A 20,159-nucleotide genomic window follows, 5' to 3' on the forward strand; every position below is an offset into this window, starting at 1 on the left:
ATCCGCCAACTACCCGGCGGCCTGCAGCTCGAGCTCGTAGGGGCGCAGGGCGTCGTCCTGGAAGGCCTGCTGCACGGCCTTGAGCTTGTCCCAGTCGATGTTGACAATCGACTGCGCGCCCGCCATGCCCGTGCCCTTCGTTGGCAGCGTGAAGAAGCCGACGTCGCTCACGCGAACGTTGCGCAATTCCACGCCGAGGCCCGCGACGTACGCAGAGTCGAGGCTGTCGTCGACCGCGAGGTAGGGGGAAACCGCTCCTATCAGGCCGCCAACTTTGCGGGGGTCGGTCAGGGACTCCGCGCTCAAGGCTCGCTTGAGAACGGCCTTGATGAAGGCCTGCTGGTTGCGAGCGCGCTGGAAGTCGCCGTCCGGGAACGCGTACCGCTCGCGCACGAACGCCAGCGCCTCGGTCCCGTTGACGGGCAACGTGCCCTGCGCGAAGTAATGCCCCTGGAGGTGGGAGGGGCTGAAGCCGATCGTGTTCTCAATGTCGACGCCGCCCAGGGCGTCCGTGACACCCTTGAACCCGTCAAAATCTATGATCGCCACGTGGTCCATCCGTACACCCAACAGCCCTTCCACCGTCTGAACGGCCAGCGGCACGCCACCATAGGAGAGAGCCGCGTTGATCTTGGCCTCGCCGTGCCCGGGGATTTCGAGCCAGCTGTCGCGGAGGATCGACATGACGGAGATGCTCTTCCGGTCCGCCGGGACGTGCACGACCATGATCGTGTCCGAGCGCTGGCCACTGATGTCGGCGATCGATCCGTTGATCGACCCCCGGGTGTCGGAGCCGAGCAGGAGGATGTTTTGTGCCTTCGCGGCCTCGCCCTGCAGCACCGGTGGACGGGCGGCCTCGTTCGTCGGGAAGACCTCCGGGATCTTCTGGGTCTTCGTGTCGAAGGTTCGGGAGAGGTTCCACGCGAAAGCGCCGGCACCGCCGGCGATGAGCAGCACGACTGCCGCAACGGATAGGAGGGCGATCCGCCACCCCCTCCGCTTCCTGGGTGCCGGAGTCTCAATCGGAGTCGTCATGGTCGCTGGGTTCCGTTCACCTTGCGGTGACGACACACGTGATGACCCCGGCGATGAGCGGAATCCTGAGACGATATCCCACGGCGTTGGTGCCCTCGTCTCCCGTGCGCATGCATGGTGTCTTCCCGTTCTCTTCAGCGGCGTTGGCGGATGCCGATCGATAGGGGAAAAGCTATGTCGCTTCCGGAAGGTGTACCCAGTCCCACTTTGGGTGTCGCGACTTTCCGGAGAAGCGCGACACGTCGCATGAGAAATTTTCACTTGATCACATGAGGAAAAGACATCGCCCAGCTTCCGCGAGGAGTGTTCCCAGAATTGTGAGGGATCCTCCGCAGGAAATGAGCCCTGTTTCACTGGCATGTGCATGGTCAGAGCAACACCGTGCGGCCCTACTGCACGGACACCACCGGGGAGCGGAAGAGACCGAAGATCCCACTTCGGGGCACCCGGGCACGGACGCACGCATCGGCAAGTGCACCGAGTCGTGGGCACGAGGATCGAACGTTCCACCCCACAAGACGGGCACGGCCCGCTCGACGTCGGCGTCGTTCCGGGCTGACGCGTCGACGATCTTCTGAACGGGGCGGCGGCACGAGGGTGAGTGTTTCGGGGGAACGCCACCCTTTGTACAACGGAGCAGGCGCGCGCGGGGGGTGGCGGAACCGTGCGCAGCTGGCGGGATGAGTAATCCCTCCCGAACAGGCCGCATGACACTCGACCGGTGGCGGGAAATCGCCGAATGGCCGATTTCGGCCGCCGCGCTCGTATTCATCACGGTGTATGCCTGGCAGCTGCTCGCGGAGCCTGCTCCACTCTGGGCATCGGCTGCCGACGCGGTCATGTGGGCCCTCTGGGCCCTGTTCGTCGTGGACTATGTCGTGAGTCTGACCCTGGCGCCCCAACGGTGGCGGTGGTTCTTCACCCACATCCATGAGTTGCTCATGGTCATCCTGCCTGTGCTCCGCCCCCTCCGCCTGCTCCGTCTGGTGACTCTCCTCGTCGTGCTTCAGCGTGCCGCCGGATCGGCCCTGCGTGGACAGGTGCTGCTTTACGCGGTCGGTGCGTCGGTTCTTGTCGTCGGCGTCGCTGCCCTCGCGATGCTGGACGTGGACGAGGTGTTTCTGGCGCAACGATCACCACGTTTGGAGATGCGCTCCGGTGGGCCGTCGTGACGATCACCACGGTCGGATACGGCGACCTTTCACCGGTGTCTATTCCCGGTCGTTTCATCGCGGTGGGGATGATGATCGCCGGCATCGCACTGCTCGGCACGGTCACCGCGACGCTCGCGTCCTGGCTTCTCGACCGTGTTGAAACAGTCGAGGAGGAAGCCCAAACGGTGACGCGACAGGAGGTGGCGGAGCTCTCCCGGGAGATTTCACAGCTTCGAGAGCTTCTCGTCGCCGACAGGCGCGCTGTGACGCACATGCCAGGGAACAATGGTGACCGGATCTCGGGTGGCTGAACAGCAGGCAAACGTCGCCGGGTGCGTTTGGGCATCCCTCAGACTCGGGTATCGATGTCGGACCCCACGCGCGCCGACTCCCGTGAGAATATGACCCTGTCAGTGCAGTAACTCGTTTGTTCCCGAAACGGGGACCTTCGTCAACGGTGAGGGGTCGGATGCCACGAGCAACGCAGGTCACCGGGGTCGCATGCGCGATGCACCGTGTCGACGGGGCGAGCCGGTGATTCTCAGCTTCGGCATCGTGCTGCTCGCAGCGATCCTGATCTCGGGGATCGCGCACCGCACCGTGCTGTCCACCGCTGTGTTGTTCCTCCTTGCGGGATTCCTGCTCGGGCAGGGATGGTCGGTGTCGTTGTGCTCCAAGCCGGCGACACCCTCGTCAGCCAGATCGCCCAGATCGCACTGTTCGTCGTGCTCTTCACCGACGGACAACGGCTCGCGGTGCGCGACCTGGCGAAGGCCTGGCGCCTGCCCGGCCGGGCCCTCTTGCTCGGCATGCCACTGACATTCGTCATCACGGCTCTGCTCGGCGTCTGGCTGGTCGGGCTGCCCTGGCCCGAAGCGCTGCTCGTGGCCGCGGTGCTCGCCCCGACCGATCCGGTCTTCGCCTCCGCGATCGTCGGCCGGATTGAGATCCCGGCACGGATTCGGGGCCTGCTCAATGTGGAGTCAGGGCTCAATGACGGTCTTGCCCTGCCGGTGGTCTTGATTCTCATCGCGGCAATCGGGGGCCCGGAAGTCGAGTACCTCGTGCTCGCCCTCGAATTGGCCGGGGGCGTGGTGCTCGGAGTCTCTGTGCCGCTCCTCGTCACCCTGCTGCTGCGCATCCGGTACCTCGCGGCGACGCCGCTGTATGCCTCGCTCGGTCCCGTCGCGATCGCGATCATCATCTACGGCGTCGCCGTCGGCACCGGCGCGAACCTCTACCTGGCCGCGTTCTCGGCAGGCATTACCATCGCGAGCGCCGCACCCGAGCTGCGCGACGCCTTCATTGAATACGGCGAATTCATTGCTGAGATCGTCAAGCTGCTGGCCATCTTCGTGTTCGGTGCACTCATCGCGCCGAGCTTTCTCGCCGACGTGTCGCCGATGGGGTACCTGTTTGCCGTGCTGATCCTGGTGATCGCGCGACCGGCCGCCGTCGAGGCTGCGCTCATCGGCAGCAAACTACCGTGGGAGGAGCGCGCCACCGCGGCCTGGTTCGGCCCGAAGGGATTCGCCTCCGTGCTCTATGGCCTGCTGGTACTGGAGAGCGGCAATCCCGACGCCGATCACCTGTTCCATCTCATCGTTGTCGCGATCTCCCTGTCGATCATCGCTCACTCTTCGACCGACGTCCCGATCGCCGGCTATTTTGCCCGACTCGAGAAGCAGGATCAGGCGCGATCGAGCGCGAGTCGTTAAACCATCCGTGGCTCGCGGCACTCGTTTGGTGAGGTGGCACTCGTTCAAACACGTGCCGGCGTGCCAAGTGCGTGCCGCGGCGGTCGGGGCAACGTCTGTCCGTGGTGTGGACCCGTCTGGCTGAACCCGGTCGGCGGGGGACGGCTCAGGCCAGTGAGAGGAAGAGCCGTTCGAGCTCTTTGACGTCGAGCTGCTTCTTGTTTCCGTCGTCGGCGTTGTCGACGAGGCATTCCTTCATGGCCGAGGAAATGATGGTGAAGCCGGCTCGATCGATCGCGCTGGACACGGCGGCGAGCTGAGTGACCACCGGGCGGCAGTCTGCACCGGATTCGACGGCGGCGATCACCGCCGCGAGTTGTCCCTGCGCGCGCTTGAGCCGGTTGGCGATCTTGCGCATGTCGTCTGATTTCGCTGTGTCCGAAGTCATTTCAGGCCACCATTTCTTTTCGGCCGGGGGGTCGCATCCAAGGGATACCCTAGAGGGTATTAATCCTACTGGTTCAGAGTCTAGCGTCTCATACCCCTTAGGGTATAGGGAGAATCTCGACATATCTCGCACGACCAAGAAAACGAAGGCACGTGCCCGGGCCGTAGTGGCCGGGGCACGTGCCTTCGCTAGGGGTGACGCGTGGTGCTGACGGTGCTAGACCTTGGCGGCTGCCGGCGCCTTGTAGCGCGGGTGGGACTGCTCGACAGCGGCATCGAACTCTGTTTCGATTTCGGCCGACGGCTTGTGCGTGGCCAGGGAGACCACCACGGCCACGATGATGCTCGCGATGAAGCCGGGCACGATCTCGTACATGACGTCTCCGAGCGGGGAGTTGCCCCAGATGAAGACGACGACGGCGCCGGTGATCATGGCGGACAGTGCGCCCCAGGTGGAGAGCTTCTTCCAATACAGCGAGAGAAGAACGACGGGACCGAACGCGGCACCGAAGCCTGCCCACGCGAATCCGACCAGCTCGAGGATGGTGGAATCGCGGTTGAGCGCGATGAGTCCGGCGACGAGGGCCACGAGCAGCACGCCGAGGCGGCCGAGCATGATCATCTGCTTGGGAGAAGCGTCCTTCTTGCCGACGATTTTGTACAGGTCCTCAACCAGGGCGGAGGAGCAGACGATGAGCTGCGAGGAGATGGTGCTCATGATGGCGGCCAGCACGGCGGCGAGCACCAGACCGGCGATGAACGGGTGGAACAGAACCTGCGAGAGCAACAGGAACACCGTCTCGGGGTTGCTCAGGGTGACCTCCGGGTGCTGCTGGAAGTAGGCCATGCCGATGAGTGCCGTGCTGATGGCGCCGAGGGCTGTGATGATCATCCAGCCGATGCCGATCCGGCGTCCGGCCGTGGCGTCCTGGGGGGAACGCATCGCCATGAAGCGCACGAGGATGTGCGGCTGGCCCATGTAGCCGAGGCCCCATGCCGCGGCGGAGATGACGCTGAGAATGGATCCGCCGGCGGTCAGGGAGAGGTGGTTCGGGTCGATTTCGCGGATGGCTTCGAAGGTTGCGGTGATGCCTCCCGTGGCGTTCAGGGCCACGAGCGGCACGGCAATCAACGCAACGAGCATCAGGATGCCCTGGGCGACGTCTGTGAGGGTGGCGCCGAGGAATCCGCCGAAGAGCGTGTAGAGCAGGGTGACTCCGGCGACGATGAGCATTCCGGCCAGGAAGGTCGAGCCGAAGGAGTTCTCAAAGAACACCCCGCCGGCGACCATTCCGGAGGAGACATAGAAGGTGAAGAAGACCAGGATGATGACGCCGGAGACCACGCGGAGAATACGCGAGTGGTCTTTGAGGCGGTTCTCGAAGAAACTCGGGATGGTGATCGAGTTGTTCGACACGTGCGTGTAGGAGCGCAACCGGGGAGCGATGAACTTCCAGTTGAGCCAGGCGCCGATGGTGAGGCCGATGGCGATCCACGCCTCGACCAGGCCGGACACATAGATGGCGCCGGGAAGACCCAGCAAGAGCCAGCCCGACATATCGGAGGCGCCGGCGCTCAAGGCGGCGGTGCCGGGCTTGAGGCCGCGACCCGCGAGCATGAAGTCATCGAGGTCTTTGGTCTGGCGGTAGGCGAACCAGCCGATGGTGACCATGCCCGCTAAATACAAAACGATTGCTGCTAGTTGGAAAGCTTGATCCGTCATTGGGTTTTTCTCCAGTGGGTTTCCCCGGTTCGAATGCCCGATGTAGGGGTGATTCAGTCCATCTAGTCTCACAGAAGTGAGTCGCTTTGTCGCCGCCGAGCCCGTTTTGGTCTCAATAAATGGGGCAACTGAGGCCACCAGGCGGCATTCACCGGGCCTTCTGGCCTCGCCGGCTACGGATCCGTAGCGTCGCCAGGACCGGCTGTCTGGGCGGCGATCTTTTCTGGTGCCAATGGGCCGTCCTCCCGCAGGATCTCGCGAATTTGGAGGAATCACGCTGCCTGGGCGTCAGCGCGGTTTCCACGGGTCGACGACGAGAGTGCGACGACGGCCTCGATGCCGCCCATATAACGATTCGGTTGCAGTGTCGCCAGTTGACCCAATACTCACCTTCCGGCGGCATAATTGCGCGCGACCCGGCGTCGTCCGAGCCCTGCTTGGCCAGCCGGAGCCCTGAGCGGCACCGCGTCAGGCGGTCACGCTGCTGAGAACGCCCTTCATCAGGAGGGCGGAGCGTTCTTCCGCCTCCGGCAGCTCGTTCGCGGGCTGGGGTCTGGAGAAGAGGTAGCCCTGCAGCCCGTCGCAGCCGAGCCGGATGAGCTCCGTGGCCTGCGCGTGGGTCTCGACACCCTCCGCCGTAACATGCAGTCTCAAGTTATGGGCCATGTCGATCATCGAGGTGAGGATGGGCAGATCCTCACCGCCCGTGACGATTTTGTCCACGAAGGACTTGTCCACCTTGATGGCGTCAACGGGCAGGTCCTGGAGCTGGGCGAGGGATGAATAGCCGGTGCCGAAGTCGTCGATGGAAATCCGGATCCCCGCGTCACGGAGGATCCTCAACTGTTCCATCACGTGATCTCCCGGGGTGAGGAAGACGCTTTCGGTGACCTCGACCACGAGTTGCGTCGGTCGCACTGCGCACTCCGCGGCGATGGCGAGCACGCGTCGGGCGAAGTGTCCCTCGCGAACCTGCACCGCGGACACGTTCACGGCAACCGAGCGCAGTTCGCAACCGTTCAGCCAGCCGCAGAGCGTGGTGCACGCCTGGCGCAGTACCTCTTCGCCGATTTCAATGATCGCGCCGCTGCGCTCGGCCGCGGGGATGAAGTCGAGTGGAGGCACGAGCCCGGTGGGGCGTTGCCACCGCACCAGAACCTCGAATTGCGACACGAGACCGTTTTGCGGACCGACAATCGGCTGGAAATGCACGATGATTTCCTTGCGTTCCACGGCTTGGCGCAAGCCGGTCTCCATGTTGGTGCGTGCGAGCAGGGCCGTCATCATGTCGGGGTGGAAGCTGACGTGGCGGTTCTTGCCCGCGGCCTTCGCCACGTACAGGGCGATGTCGGCCCGCCGCAGCAGTTCCGGCCCCTCGAGCGGTCCATCCATCGTTGACGCGATTCCCAGTGTCACGCTCACCCGGACCTCGGCGGCTTGCACCTGCGTAGGCAGGCTCATAGCCTCCACGATTCGTTCGGCGACGGCGTCGGGGTCTGCCGCACCGGCAAGCAAGACCACGAATTCGTCACCGCCGAGGCGCGCGACGGTGTCTTCGGGGCGTACGCAGTGTTCCAGGCGTCGGCCGAGTTCCATCAATAGTTCGTCGCCGGAGTGATGGCCCAAGACGTCGTTGACCTCCCTGAAGTCATCGAGGTCGAGAAGGAGAACATGCACGGCTCCACCGTCGCGGGTGGCCAGGGCATGGTTCAAACGATCGTGGAACATCGCCCGGTTGGCGAGGCCGGTGAGCGCATCGTGCAACGCGAGCAGTCTGAGCTGCTCGGCCTGTGCGACGAACTCGGCCAGAGACTGGCGAGCCTGATCCTGGGCTCGTTCCCGGGCCGAGACGTCCCGGAAACTCCACACGCGACCGACGATCGTATCGGCGACGCGCTGTGGCCGGGAGTACCGCTCGACGGTGCGCCCGTCGCGGAATTTCAGAACGTCGTCGCTCTCGGTCTCCGGGTGGGCATACAGCTCCCGCACGGTGGCCGTGAACTCGGCGGGATCGACGAGTTGATCGAGGACGAACGACATGACTCGGCCGTCGTCGTGCGAGCTCAGCAGCTCGGCGGGAATGCCCCACATCGTGGCGAACTGCTCATTGGATCCGGCGATCTGGCCGTCCTTGGCAACCATGAGGATGCCGTCAGCGGTCGAGTCGAGCGTGGCGTTCAAGAGCGACACCGCGTCGCGGAGTTCGGCGTCGTTTGCGGGCCGATACGCGACGTCCCGAATCGACACGGCGATCTCCCCGGAGGCGTCGGACAGCCGGGACGTTCGCGCCTCGACCGCGAGCGTGGACCCGTCAAGGCACTGGCCAACGAGGTTCAGGTTCGTGCCGAGCTGAGCCGCCAGTCCGATTTCGCCCACGCCGGACAGAAGCAGGCCGTAGTGCCGGCCGACGAGTGCACCCCGCGGGTGGCCGAACATCCGCTCAAGCTCGGCATTGATCAAGACGATGAGACCGTCTGCGGTGACCACCATGAGTGCATCGGGGGAGCGCTCAACCAGCGTCTCGAACCGATTGGCGGCGTGTTTCTGGGTGCTCACTTCTCCGTCAACTCGCCAATCCGAATACGTGAAATCACGGTGCCCCTCTCGATGGTTCCAACGCGCTCCAACAAGTATCCCCGAGACCCGTTCACAACGCGCCAAGCTGCGGCGCGGCGGGCGATATTGCCGCATGTCGAGCGTTCGACTCATGCACGAGGGTCTGACGGTCGACCAGGAGACCAGCCACGCGGAGGGTTGGAACCACTTCCTGGAGCGCCTGGTCGCTGTCGCGACGACCAAGGATGCCGCGCCGACGGGTGGTCGGCCGCCCTCGCCCCGACGCCGTGCGACGCATTCACCGCGCACCAGCTGGTGGATCACCTGTTCGGGTCGATCGCGGGCATCGGACAGGCGCTCGGGCTCGACATCGTTGACCAGGCTTCTCTCGAGTCGCCGCACCGTTCATGTCCATCGTGATGCGCGCGGCCAATCGCAAAGACCTGAAGAACATCAAACGCATCGTGCGCACCAATACCCCTATGGGTATACTGGGGATCATATTTCTCATCTGAAGGAGACCCCATGCGCCGCCTGCGAACCCTGCCCCTGCTCTTCACCCTTCTGGCCGGCCTCGGCCTCGGTCTCACGGCCTGCTCGGCACCCGAAACCGTCACGGTTACCGCGGACACCGTCATCATGGACGTGCGCACTCCCGCCGAGTATGCCGCGGGCCACCTTGACGGGGCTGTGAACGTCAACCTGCAGTCCGGCTCATTCGAGCAGGCGATTGGGGACTATGCCCAGGATGGTGATTACATCGTCTACTGCCAATCCGGAAACCGCTCGGCTCAGGCCGTCTCAATCATGGAATCTGCCGGATTCACCAACGTTCACGATGCGGGCGCGATGGACAGCGCTGCCGCCGCGACCGACATCCCGATCGTCTCCGGGGGCTAGGAAGCTTTGTAGGAATACAACGCTCAGGGCGGTGGATCGGCCACTGAGTTGTAGGGAAGCGGCACATTCCCGAACAGATGCTGAGGTCTCACCACTGCGGCGATATCCGTAGCTACGCTGACAGGCATGAGCCAATTTCGTCCACAAACAGCCGATATCGCTTTCACCCTCGAGCATGTCGTGGGCTATCCCGGCCTCGCCGCACTGCCGGGATTCGAGCACGCCGACCTCGACACAGCCGTCGAACTCCTGGAGCAGTGCGGCGAATTCATGGCCGAGGTGGTCGGCCCGACCAATCGCGCCGGCGACGTGCAGGGCGCACGGCGCGAGGCGGATGGCACCGTCGTCACCTCCCCGGGCTTCGCGAGCGCCTACCGCCAGTACGTGGACACCGGCTGGGGCGCGGTGCCACTGCCCGAAGAATTCGGCGGCGGCGATTTTCCGCACACGATCGGTTTGGCCATCCAGGAACTGATGTCCACCGCCAACGTGGCTTTCGCTCTCTGCCCTCTACTCACCCAGGGCGCCATTGAAGCGCTGCTGCACTATGGCAGCGAGGAGTTGAAGCAGCGTTATCTCCCGCAGATGGTCAGCGGGGAGTGGACCGGCAGCATGAACCTCACCGAACCGCACGCGGGTTCCGACGTCGGCGCACTCACCACCCGGGCCGTCAAGCGCGACGACGGCAGCTACGCCATCACCGGCCAGAAGATATTCATCACCTACGGCGACCACGACATGGCCGAGCAGATCGTGCACCTCGTGCTCGCCCGCCTCCCCGGTGCTCCAGCGGGAACCAAGGGCATCTCCTGCTTCATCGTGCCGAAGTTCCTCGTGAACGACGACGGGTCCCTCGGCGAGCGCAACGGCGTCGCGGCGCTGTCGCTCGAGCACAAACTCGGCATCCACGGTTCACCCACCTGCGTGCTCGACTACGACGGTGCCACCGGCTACCTGGTGGGTGAAGAGAATCTCGGCATGCAGATCATGTTCGTCATGATGAACAGCGCGCGGGTTTCGGTGGGCATGCAGGCGGTCGGAGTCAGCGAGCGCGCTTATCAGCAGTCCCTGGAGTACGCCAAGACCAGGCGTCAGGGGCGGGCGATCGGTGCCACCGAACGTGACTCGGCGATCATCGATTTCCCCGACGTGCGCCGCATGCTCATGACGCAGAAGACATATTTGGCTGCCGCTCGCCGGCTGATGCTGCTGAACGCCGTGTACGTCGACCAGAGCACGCACAATCCGGATGCCGCCGTGCGCACGCGTGCAGACGAGATAGCCGGTCTGCTCACGCCGATCTGCAAGGCCTTCGGCAGCGACCTCGGCAACGAGCTCACCTCGCTTGCCCTGCAGATTCACGGCGGCATGGGCTTCATCGAGGAGACCGGGGCGGCCCAGCACTATCGTGACGTGCGCATCATGGCGATCTACGAGGGAACCAACGGGATCCAGGCCGCCGATCTCGTCGGCCGTAAGTTGGGTGTACGCGGGGGCGACTCCGCCCTGGAGTTCCTGGCGACCATGCGCGGGATCCTGCCGGAATTGGCCGCAGCGGGAACCGAGTTCGATTCCATCCGGCAGGCCCTCGATACGCAGCTGGGGGCACTCGACACCGCGACCGCATGGATGCTCCGCACCGGCCGGGCAGACCCGAATGCTGTGCTGTCCGGTTCAGCCCCGTACCTGCGCATGTGGGGACTCTGCGTCGGTGGCTGGCTCCTGGCACGTTCCGCACTTGCCGGTGCCGCGGCAGAAGACCCGCAGCAGGCCGAGACCCAGCTCGTGATGGCCCGGTTCTACGCCCAGCAGCTGTTGCCGGCCTGCGCCGGTCTGCTCGGCGCCGCGACTGCCGGCTCCGATGACCTGTTCGCCCTCGATGTGGCGCAGTTCTCCGGCGCCGAACGCAACAAGGTGTCATCGCAGCGCTGATCGGGCGTCAGCGCTATGGAGCTTCGGCGGCAGGGCACTCACCTGGATGAGGCCCTGCCGAGCCAGGCGCTGGCGTCGTGGTGGGTCGCGGCATCGTCGCCGTCATGTTGCGACAAGCGCCCGCTCAGGCGCCGATCGCCGTCAACACGTGGAACACCACGTAGACCGGCCAGACGATAGCCTGCAACAGCCCGAGGATGACGCCCCAGAACGATCCGTCTGAGGTGGAGACGAAGTAGATGGCGGCGCCGATGTACGCCAAGAGAAAGATGAACCCCCACGGCCCATCCCGAACGATCGTGCGCCCTCGAGTGTTCGCGGTCATGGGCTGCCTCTCCTTGTGGCCGGCATCCGCGAGGCCACACCGAATGCCGCGCCCTCCGCCGATCTCGTCGAGAGCCAGAGTAGCCGCGGTTGCCGCGCGCCGACACCCCCAGCGGCACATCTCAGGCGGATGTGCGGACTCGCGACCAGCGCCGCCCCCGGCCTCTCTCTGCCCGGGGGTACGCCCTCGCCCAGGCCACTTGACGAACGCCGCCTGCCGACTAGTCTGGCGGCAAGTCTGTCTATGCCCGGTGGGCCGCGTGCGTGGCCGCTGACCCGGTGACCGCCTAGGAGGAGGAATCCATGCCTGAGAGCAAGAAGTCGCTGCACGTCAAGTCTTTCGACTCTCCCGACGAGCGCCGCACGCCGGAGAAAACCAGCCTCGGTGTCAATCATCTCGGCGAGTACACGATCGGTCGCCTGCAGATGGAACCAGGCTGGGTCTGGTCCGACTGCATCAAACCCGTGGTGCTCACCGACTCGTGCCAGCTGAAACACGTGGGCTACTGTGTCTCCGGGACGCTCCACGCCGAGCTCGATGACGGCCAGGTCGCTACCATCACGGCCGGTGACGCCTATGTGATCCCACCGGGACATGACGCGCGCGTGCTCGGGGGAGAGCCGTTCGTCGGGATCGAATTCGCCAGCGCGGCCGAGTACGGCATCCCGGTGTCCTGATCAGGTCGGGGCTGCTGTCACGAGCGCGGCAACCCGTGTCTCATCGTCGGCCGCGGGCCACGTCGTCCGGCTCGGGCGTGTCTTGATACTGAGTACGCCGCGAAGGCTCACCGAGCAGGGTGAGGCGATGTGACCGTCTGGGACACGGCCGGCGACGTACGATTGAGGGATGCCGCCGCGTTCCCCTCTCCCGCAACGTCACGGGCTTGACGCCGCGTGGGTGAGCACCCCGGAACGCACCGACCGACCGGCGTGGGCGACCATGGGCGACTGGCTCACCGAACGCCTGTCGGAGTTCGTCGACGTCGACGGGTTTCTGACCGACGCACGGTTCGTTGACCAGGCGGGGGCGCCGGTCAGGGGCGGGGACGCCTATCGGCCACACACGTTCATATGGTTTCACCGTGATCTGTCCGACGAAGTGTTCGTGCCGGGGGCGATTCACGTGATTCACCGCGACGAGCGCCTCGTCGTGATCGACAAGCCGGCCTTTCTGTCGTCGATTCCACGCGGGCGGCACGTGCTGCAGAGCGTCGTGGTGCGGCTGCGGGCCGAACTGGACCTGCCCGAACTCTCACCGCTGCACCGGCTCGATCGGGTGACGTCGGGCCTGCTGGTCCTGGCGACCGAGCGCCGCTGGCGCGGGGCGTATCAGTCGATGTTCCAACGCGGCGAGGTCGGCAAGGTGTACCGTGCCCTCGCCCCGTGGCGCGCCGACCTCGAGCTGCCCGTCACCGTACGCAATCATCTCGCCACCCGCCGCGGTCAGTGGCAGGCCGAGCTCGTGCCCGGTGCCCCGGTGAATGCGGAGACACTTGTCGATGTCTCTGCCGTCCGGGGCGACCGGGCCGTATATCGGTTGACCCCGCGCACCGGCCGCACCCATCAACTCCGCATGCACATGTGGGGCCTCGGAATCCCCATCAGCGATGACCCGCTGTACCCGGTGGTGCGGGATGTCGCGCTGCACGACTTCGCCCGCCCGCTACAGCTGCTCGCCGGGGAGGTGACCTTCATCGACCCGATTGACGGGGGAGCGCGACGGTTCGAGAGCGTGCGCGGCCTCCCGGTGCGGGGCGAGGTCCCCGACGGCTGACCGCGCGGTCGACGCAGTCGTTCGGGTGCGTTTGGAGCGGGTCAGCTCGTGGATGTGTTCGCGTGCGAGGGAAGACGCCAATCCGGCCTCACGAAGTGGCAGGTGTAGCCGTTCGGGGCCTTCTCCAGGTAGTCCTGGTGGTCTTCCTCTGCCTCCCAGAAATCGCCCGCCGGCTCGACCTCGGTGACAACCGGGCCGGGCCAGATTCCGGACGCGTCGACATCCGCTATCGTCTGTTCGGCGACGCGCTTCTGCTCGGGTGACGTGTAGTAAATGGCGGAGCGGTAGCTGCGACCCACGTCGTTGCCCTGGCGGTTCCTGGTGGACGGGTCGTGGATCTGGAAGAAGAATTCCAGCACCTCGCGATAGCTGATCACGGCGGGGTCGAACTCGATCTCCACGGCTTCGGCGTGGTCGCCGTGGTTGCGGTAGGTCGCGTTCGGGGTGTCGCCGCCGGAGTATCCGACCCGGGTGGCGAGAATTCCCGGACGCCGACGCAGGAGCTGCTGGGCTCCCCAGAAGCAGCCGCCGGCCAGGATGGCTTGTTCAGTGTTCATGATTCTCCTCGTCGTGGTGGCACGTGCCGTCGGCACTTCTGCCGACAGTGATCCGCTCTCTGCAACACTCTAAGTTGCCGAGATGTTCCGCACGGCCAGGATGACTGCCCGGCGGCCGAACTTGAGTCTGCGCGGGATGCCCCGTACGGTGTTCACATACCCCACCAGGTATCCACTGGACAGAAGAGGCCACAGTCATGCGACTCGCACCAAGACGGGTTGACCCCGCGGAACGTGGGCGCGCCGAGCGCGTGGGTCATTCACTCGCTGCCTCCTGGGCCTCGCTGGCCGGCTGGCCGCCCCGTCGCTGGTGGGTAGCCGCCCTCACCGCCGCGGCCACGTATCTGGTGATCGCCATTCCGACCGACCTGATCGATACGCCGTTCTTCTCACGGGAGGTGGCGCCCACCGCCTGGTCCTTTCCGGTTCTCGCCACCAGTGCGGTTCTCGCCGGGCTTGTAACGGCCACGTATGTCGCCTATCCGGAGGGCGCCGCGCCGCGCCGTTCCGAGGGACGACTCGGCATGGCCGGATGGATGATCACGTTCTTCGCGGTCGGGTGCCCGGTGTGCAACAAGATCGTGCTGCTCGCGCTCGGAACATCGGGGGCCTTGCAATTTTTCGAACCGGTGCAGCCGTATCTCGCGGCCGCCTCTCTGCTTCTGCTCGGTTGGGCGCTGTACGCGCGCCTGACCAGAGAGAATTCCTGCCGCCTGCCGGCCCCGTCCCCGATCCAGGAGTCACCTGCCGATGAGAATTTCGAACCTGTTCGCTGAGCTGCGCCTGTGGACGCCACGCCGAAGAGTGATCGCGCTCGGCGTCGCCGTGGCGGCGTACGTCGTTCTCAGCCTCGCGACCGGCGCATTCGTCGCGGTCGGGGGAGCTCTTGCATTCCCCGCGTCGTGGTGGGCGTATGCGCTCACCCTGCTCGGTTCCGGAATCCTGGGGCTGGTCGTCGCCAGCTACTTTTCGGCTCCGATCGGAGGAGAAGCCACCCGGTGTGACCTCCGGTGGCCGGCGCTGGGCCTGATGGCCTTGTATCTCTCCACCGATCTGCGTACGGCCGAACCGATGCTCACCGGGGCTGCTCGGCCCGTCGTCGCCCTCGCCGCGGTAGTCCTGCTCGTCTGGGCCTTGCGGGAACGGTTGGCCGCCGAGCACCACGCCGTGGCCGACTCCGACGTCGGGGTCGGGGTCGTGTGCACGACGTGCCGGCCGCTTTTCCGCTAGATACCCCATGGGGTATACTGAACAGAGTAGTTCAACGAAAAGGAGCCATTTATGTGCCGTGCAGTCTCGTGTAAAAAGTGTGGAAAGACGACCTGGGCGGGTTGCGGCCAGCACGTTGATCAGGTGATGCGCGGCGTGCCGAGCTCCGATCGGTGCCGCGGGCACGAGAACGACCCCGCAGCCAAGGGAGGCTTCTTCTCCCGGCTCTTCTCCGGCCGATGATCCCGCGGCGGGACCGCGCTCGGTGATATCACTCGGCGCGGCTCCGTGCGAGTGACACGATGGGGGAGTGACTATACGACTGGAGTTCATGCCCCCGGAGCGTTTCGACACGTGGCTGACCACATCGAACGAGGAGTACCTGGCCTCACGGCTGCAGGCCGGTGAGCCGGAAAGCCTCGCTCGGGAGAACGCCGACCGTTCCCTGGCCGAGAACTTTCCGGGGAGACAGCCGCTCCCGACGCATCGAGTCTTCGATGTGCTCCATGACGACGCAGCTGTCGGATACATCTGGATCGGCCCCCAGCCCGGACAGCAGGACGCGTGGTCGGTCTTCGACGTGGAGATCGATGCCGCGCATCGGCACCAGGGGCTGGGGCGCCAGGCCATGCTGCTCGGCGAGGAGGAAGCGCGTCGCCTGGGAGCGACATCCATGGGGCTCAACGTCTTCGGGTACAACGTGAACGCCCGGAAGCTTTACGAGTCGCTCGGATACGAAACGAGCGCCGTGCAGATGCGCAAGGACCTCACCGCCCCCTAGTGAATGACGCCGAGGAGCACCCCGACGGCCACGAACAGCACCCCGAAGATCCGGTTCAACACGCGTTGACCGCGAGCGTCACGGGTGAAGCGCTGAAATGACCGTGCGGTGCCGGCGAAGAACAGCCACATCACCACGATGTCGATGGCGACGACGGTGGCAGCGGCAATCAGATACTGCGGGACCACGGGCTGATCGACGCGAATGAACTGCGGCAGGAACGCCAGAAAGAACACGATCGCCTTCGGGTTGAGCAGATTCACCCACAGGCCGCGCCGGAACATCGACCAGCGCGGTTCGTCGCGCAGCGATTGCACGCTGTCGGCGTCGAGCGAGGGCCGTGCGAGAAACTGACGGATGCCCAAATACACCAGGTAGGCGGCCCCCGCGTAGCGGATGACGTTGAACGCAAGGGGGGAACTGGCGACGAGGATTCCCACACCGAGGGCAACAATCACAATGTGGACGAGCAGCGCGGCTTGCTGGCCGAAGATGCCCCAGATGGATCGGCGGAAGCCCGCATTCAGCGAATTGCTCATGGTGTTGATCGCCCCCGCGCCGGGCGTGAAACTGATCAGGGTACCGGCGCCCAACAGGGCCAACCACAGAGAAAACTGCACCCGGCAAGTTTACTGTCGCGCGCCGAGGCCTGGTTTTCGCTCGCGCATGGCAAACTGGACATATGGATCTTGAGATATCGCCCGCGCTCACGATTCCCGCACCGGAACTCCGCTGGCGCTTCTCGCGGTCGTCCGGACCGGGCGGCCAGCACGTGAACACGTCCGACAGCCGAGTCGAGCTGTCCTGGAACATCGCGAAATCCCTCGTGCTCACCGACGATCAGCGGGCGCGACTACTCGAGCGTCTCGACCGCCGCCTCGCCTCCGGAGTCGTCTCCGTCGCCGCCTCCGAGAACCGCTCCCAGCTGCGAAACCGGGAGAGTGCGCTGGTGAAACTCTCCGACCTTGTGTCCGATGCCCTGTCACCCGACGGACCGCGCCGCCGAGCCACGAAGCCCACCCGCGGCTCCGGTCGGCGCTGGCTCGCGATCAAGGAACAGCGTTCCGCGACGAAGCAGCAACGCCGCAGCCCCTCCGACGACTAAGGGCGCGGCGCCCGCGCGGGCGCATCCGCGCCGACTCGGCGAGGAGAGTCCGTAGGCTGGGGTCATGATGCCCGATGGCCCCCGAGCCGAGCTTGCAGCACTGTGTGATCGCGGACTGGACTGGCGCACGGATCTGACACACGTGCTGCCGGACACCTCCCGGTCACGTCACGCCGCCGTGCTGGTGCTGTTCGGAGTGCTTGACTCGGAGCCGGCACGCGCTGCCGGGATCGGCCCGGTGTCGCGCGATCTCGACGTGCTGCTGCTGAGGCGCGCGGCGACACTGGGCAGCCATCCGGGACAGATCGCCTTTCCGGGCGGCCGGCTCGAGGCATCCGACTCCGGGCCCATAGCCGCCGCGATGCGCGAGGCCGTCGAAGAGACCGGGCTCGATCCGGCGGGGCTCGAACCCCTTGGCACGTTGCCCGATTTTCCGCTGGCGGCGAGCAACCATCTGGTGACCCCGGTGCCAGCCTGGTGGACATACCCGTCTCACGTGGCCGCGGTCGATCACCGAGAAACCGTTGACGTGTTCCGGGTACCGGTCGCGGACCTGCTCAACCCGGTGAATCGGGTCGCCACGGCGCATCAGGTCGACGACCGTGTGTTTCACGCGCCGGCCTTTCAGGTCGACGGCAGACTCATCTGGGGATTCACCGCGATCGTGCTGTCGCGCATATTCGAGGAGCTCGAGTGGGCCGTTTCGTGGGATCAGGAGAGAACGGTGCGACCGACGGCATAGCGACACCGGCCCGATAGAGTGTGCGCATGACCACCATGGAAATCAACGCCGAACTGCTCGACCTGGCGCGGGATCACGGAGTGGACACCTGGTTCTGGGGGGACAACGGCGAGCGTATACCGGTCAGTGCGCGCACCCTGTGCGCCGTGTTGAGCGCCCTGGGTGTGGCCGCCGAGACTGCCGAGGAGGTGCGGGCGTCGCGCCGCGAACACGTTCTGGCGCCATGGCGCCTGCTGCTGCCGCCCGTGGTCGTGCTGCGCGAGGGAGCGGAACACGCACTGCCGGTGCATGCCGAGCAGGGAACATCCGCTTCGGTCTGGATCATCGCCGAAGATGGGAGCCGCATGGATCTCGCTCAGGTCGACGAATGGTGGGACACCGAGCAGGTCGCCGGCCGGACCATCAGCCGGCGCATCTTCGCCGTGCCCGGCTCGCTTCCCCTCGGCTGGCATCGTCTGCACGCGCGCAGCGGCGACCACACGGCATACGCCTCTCTCGTCGTGACGCCCGAGCGGCTGGAGACGTCCACCGCCCTCAACGGCCGACGCGCCTGGGGTCTGATGGCGCAGCTGTACTCGGTGCGATCGTCGCGCTCGTGGGGGATCGGCGATTTCGCCGACCTCGCCGACCTGGCCACGCTCTCGGCCACTCGGTACGGGGCCGACTATGTGCTCGTGAACCCCCTGCACGCGTCCGCACCGGCGCCGCCCGTTGAGCCTTCGCCGTACCTTCCGACCAGCCGACGGTTCTTTCACCCGCTATATGTGAGGGTGGAGAATGTGCCGGAGTACCGGCTCCTGACGCCCGAGCGGCGCGGCCTCGTGCAACGACTCGCCGCCGAGCAGCAGGCCGCCAACAGCGACCCGGACCGGCTCGACCGTGATTCGTCGTACGCGGCGAAACTCACGGCGCTTGAACTCGTCTATGCTGTGCCGCTGAGCGAGACCCGTGCCCGTCGCTTCGCGCAGTACCGTGCCGAGCGCGGGAAGGCCCTCGCGGACTTCGCGCTGTGGTGCGCGCTCAGCGAGGTGTTTGCGCCGGACGCACCCGAGTGGCTGGTGCAACCGAGTGGTCCGGAAAGCACCTTTGCGAGGAGCCATAGAGACTCCCTCGCGGATCGCATCGACTTCCACTGCTGGCTGCAGTGGGTCTGCGACGAACAGCTGGGGCAGGCCCAGAGCGCCGCGGTGGCGGCCGGCATGGGGCTGGGTATCGTGCACGATCTTCCTGTGGGGGTGCAAAGCGGGGGAGCGGATGCCTGGACGTTGCGCGACGTGCTCGCGGCCGGCGTCACCGTGGGGGCCCCGCCGGACATGTTCACACAGCAGGGCCAAGACTGGTCACAGCCGCCGTGGCATCCCGGGCGACTGGCCGAGACGGGCTACGCGGCCTACCGTGACATGCTGCGCAGTGTGCTGCGCCATGCCGGCGGCATTCGCGTGGACCATGTCCTCGGCCTGTTCCGGCTCTGGTGGGTTCCGGAAGGTGCCAGCCCGCGCGACGGCACCTACGTGCGCTACGATCACGAGGCGATGATCGGCATCCTGGCGCTCGAGGCGCAGCGGGCCGGAGCCATCGTGATCGGGGAAGACCTCGGAGTCTTCGAGCCGTGGGTGCGCGGCTACCTCACCGAGCGCGGCATCTACGGCACCTCGATACTCTGGTTCGAACGCACGGAAGCGGGCCCGCTCGCGCCTGAGCAGTACCGCGAACGGTGTCTCACGAGCGTCAACACCCACGACCTTCCGCCGACGGCCGGCTACCTGGCGGGCGACCACGTGAGTCTGCGCCAATCCCTCGGCCTGCTGACCCACCCGGCGGAGGAAGAACGCGCGCTGGCGGCGACCGAGCAGAGCGCGGTGCTCGACATGCTGCGGCAGCGCGGGCTCCTGGCAGTCGACGCGGACGTTCAGGCCACCGTCGAAGCATTGTACGCGTTCACGGCACTCACGCCCTCGTCGTTACTGGGTGTGGCCCTGGTCGATGCCGTCGGCGAACGACGCACCCAGAACCAGCCGGGAACCGTCGACGAATACCCCAACTGGCGGGTTCCGCTGGCCGGACCGGACGGTCGAACGGTCGCGCTCGATGACCTGGCCGCAAACCCGCGGTTCGCCGCCCTCGTGCAGGCGATAGGCGGCATCCGCTGACCCGGATCGGGCCTGCCGCACACAAACGCGTCGCCCCGAGAAAGCTCGGGGGCGACTCATTTACGCGGACTGC

Annotated in this window: 20 protein-coding genes; 13 read left to right on the forward strand and 7 right to left on the reverse strand. The window is 65.7% G+C overall.

The features are described from left to right. Positions 1 to 9: 9 nt before the first annotated feature. Entirely contained in the window at positions 10 to 1,035 is a 1,026-nt protein-coding gene (locus tag AC1MB9_RS05295) for an LCP family protein (RefSeq protein WP_479963988.1), read from the reverse strand. Between the two features lie 707 nt (positions 1,036 to 1,742). Here AC1MB9_RS05295 and AC1MB9_RS05300 point away from each other — a divergent pair. The 3 genes from AC1MB9_RS05300 to AC1MB9_RS05310 all read left to right on the forward strand — a co-directional run bounded on the left by AC1MB9_RS05300 (position 1,743) and on the right by AC1MB9_RS05310 (position 3,907). After that, the gene (locus AC1MB9_RS05300; protein WP_479963989.1) at positions 1,743 to 2,207 is read left to right on the forward strand and encodes a hypothetical protein; all 465 of its coding nucleotides are present in this window, start codon (positions 1,743 to 1,745) and stop codon (positions 2,205 to 2,207) included. Next, positions 2,204 to 2,500: a potassium channel family protein gene (locus AC1MB9_RS05305; RefSeq protein WP_479963990.1), complete on the forward strand. Its 297-nt coding sequence runs from the start codon at positions 2,204 to 2,206 to the stop codon at positions 2,498 to 2,500. Before AC1MB9_RS05300 ends, AC1MB9_RS05305 begins: the two co-directional genes overlap by 4 nt. Positions 2,501 to 2,842: 342 nt before the next feature. Continuing rightward, entirely contained in the window at positions 2,843 to 3,907 is a 1,065-nt protein-coding gene (locus tag AC1MB9_RS05310) for a cation:proton antiporter (protein WP_479963991.1), read from the forward strand. Between the two features lie 145 nt (positions 3,908 to 4,052). Here AC1MB9_RS05310 and AC1MB9_RS05315 read toward each other — a convergent pair whose 3' ends face one another. The 3 genes from AC1MB9_RS05315 to AC1MB9_RS05325 form a co-directional block, all read right to left on the reverse strand. Beyond that, positions 4,053 to 4,334, reverse strand: coding sequence for a metal-sensitive transcriptional regulator (locus AC1MB9_RS05315; protein ID WP_479963992.1), 282 nt, complete (start codon positions 4,332 to 4,334; stop codon positions 4,053 to 4,055). Between the two features lie 216 nt (positions 4,335 to 4,550). Beyond that, positions 4,551 to 6,056, reverse strand: coding sequence for a sodium/proline symporter PutP (gene putP / locus AC1MB9_RS05320; protein ID WP_479963993.1), 1,506 nt, complete (start codon positions 6,054 to 6,056; stop codon positions 4,551 to 4,553). Positions 6,057 to 6,524: 468 nt separating this feature from the next. After that, positions 6,525 to 8,612, reverse strand: a complete 2,088-nt coding sequence (locus AC1MB9_RS05325) for a putative bifunctional diguanylate cyclase/phosphodiesterase (protein ID WP_479963994.1) — start codon at positions 8,610 to 8,612, stop codon at positions 6,525 to 6,527. 525 nt (positions 8,613 to 9,137) lie between these two features. On the opposite strand from AC1MB9_RS05325, the gene AC1MB9_RS05330 reads away from it, so the two are divergent. Continuing rightward, positions 9,138 to 9,512: a rhodanese-like domain-containing protein gene (locus AC1MB9_RS05330; RefSeq protein ID WP_479963995.1), complete on the forward strand. Its 375-nt coding sequence runs from the start codon at positions 9,138 to 9,140 to the stop codon at positions 9,510 to 9,512. Positions 9,513 to 9,638: 126 nt separating this feature from the next. Then, on the forward strand, positions 9,639 to 11,444 hold the full coding sequence (locus AC1MB9_RS05335; protein WP_479963996.1) for an acyl-CoA dehydrogenase family protein: 1,806 nt from the start codon (positions 9,639 to 9,641) through the stop codon (positions 11,442 to 11,444). Between the two features lie 124 nt (positions 11,445 to 11,568). Here AC1MB9_RS05335 and AC1MB9_RS05340 read toward each other — a convergent pair whose 3' ends face one another. Then, positions 11,569 to 11,769 carry a hypothetical protein gene (locus AC1MB9_RS05340; RefSeq protein ID WP_479963997.1) on the reverse strand — a complete coding sequence of 67 codons (201 nt, stop codon included), beginning with the start codon at positions 11,767 to 11,769 and terminating at the stop codon, positions 11,569 to 11,571. Positions 11,770 to 12,071: 302 nt separating this feature from the next. Here AC1MB9_RS05340 and AC1MB9_RS05345 point away from each other — a divergent pair, with 302 nt between their 5' ends. Both AC1MB9_RS05345 and AC1MB9_RS05350 read left to right on the forward strand, forming a co-directional pair. After that, the gene (locus AC1MB9_RS05345; RefSeq protein ID WP_479963998.1) at positions 12,072 to 12,446 is read left to right on the forward strand and encodes a cupin domain-containing protein; all 375 of its coding nucleotides are present in this window, start codon (positions 12,072 to 12,074) and stop codon (positions 12,444 to 12,446) included. A gap of 169 nt (positions 12,447 to 12,615) precedes the next feature. Continuing rightward, complete coding sequence (locus AC1MB9_RS05350; protein WP_479963999.1) at positions 12,616 to 13,542, forward strand: pseudouridine synthase; 927 nt, start codon at positions 12,616 to 12,618, stop codon at positions 13,540 to 13,542. A gap of 41 nt (positions 13,543 to 13,583) precedes the next feature. Here AC1MB9_RS05350 and msrA read toward each other — a convergent pair whose 3' ends face one another. Continuing rightward, positions 13,584 to 14,099 carry a peptide-methionine (S)-S-oxide reductase MsrA gene (msrA, locus tag AC1MB9_RS05355; RefSeq protein WP_479964000.1) on the reverse strand — a complete coding sequence of 172 codons (516 nt, stop codon included), beginning with the start codon at positions 14,097 to 14,099 and terminating at the stop codon, positions 13,584 to 13,586. Between the two features lie 197 nt (positions 14,100 to 14,296). Between msrA and AC1MB9_RS05360 the strand changes: the two genes are divergently transcribed. The 3 genes from AC1MB9_RS05360 (at position 14,297) to AC1MB9_RS05370 (ending at position 16,089) form a co-directional block, all read left to right on the forward strand. Continuing rightward, positions 14,297 to 14,875: a hypothetical protein gene (locus AC1MB9_RS05360; protein ID WP_479964001.1), complete on the forward strand. Its 579-nt coding sequence runs from the start codon at positions 14,297 to 14,299 to the stop codon at positions 14,873 to 14,875. Further along, complete coding sequence (locus AC1MB9_RS05365) at positions 14,850 to 15,329, forward strand: hypothetical protein (protein WP_479964002.1); 480 nt, start codon at positions 14,850 to 14,852, stop codon at positions 15,327 to 15,329. The genes AC1MB9_RS05360 and AC1MB9_RS05365 overlap by 26 nt, the downstream gene beginning before the upstream one ends. A gap of 289 nt (positions 15,330 to 15,618) precedes the next feature. Beyond that, positions 15,619 to 16,089 (forward strand): GNAT family N-acetyltransferase, encoded by a 471-nt coding sequence (locus AC1MB9_RS05370; protein ID WP_479964003.1) that lies wholly within the window; start codon positions 15,619 to 15,621, stop codon positions 16,087 to 16,089. Here the strand turns inward: AC1MB9_RS05370 and AC1MB9_RS05375 are convergent. Further along, on the reverse strand, positions 16,086 to 16,709 hold the full coding sequence (locus tag AC1MB9_RS05375) for a LysE family transporter (RefSeq protein WP_479964004.1): 624 nt from the start codon (positions 16,707 to 16,709) through the stop codon (positions 16,086 to 16,088). The two genes, AC1MB9_RS05370 and AC1MB9_RS05375, sit on opposite strands and share 4 nt — an antisense overlap. Before the next feature lie 62 nt (positions 16,710 to 16,771). On the opposite strand from AC1MB9_RS05375, the gene arfB reads away from it, so the two are divergent. The 3 genes from arfB (at position 16,772) to malQ (ending at position 20,086) form a co-directional block, all read left to right on the forward strand. Further along, entirely contained in the window at positions 16,772 to 17,194 is a 423-nt protein-coding gene (gene arfB, locus AC1MB9_RS05380) for an alternative ribosome rescue aminoacyl-tRNA hydrolase ArfB (RefSeq protein WP_479964005.1), read from the forward strand. A gap of 67 nt (positions 17,195 to 17,261) precedes the next feature. Beyond that, complete coding sequence (locus AC1MB9_RS05385) at positions 17,262 to 17,936, forward strand: NUDIX hydrolase (RefSeq protein WP_479964586.1); 675 nt, start codon at positions 17,262 to 17,264, stop codon at positions 17,934 to 17,936. 26 nt (positions 17,937 to 17,962) lie between these two features. After that, positions 17,963 to 20,086 carry a 4-alpha-glucanotransferase gene (malQ, locus tag AC1MB9_RS05390; RefSeq protein ID WP_479964006.1) on the forward strand — a complete coding sequence of 708 codons (2,124 nt, stop codon included), beginning with the start codon at positions 17,963 to 17,965 and terminating at the stop codon, positions 20,084 to 20,086. The last annotated feature ends 73 nt before the right edge of the window (positions 20,087 to 20,159 follow it).

It is taken from the genome of Cryobacterium sp. AP27 (assembly GCF_056680495.1).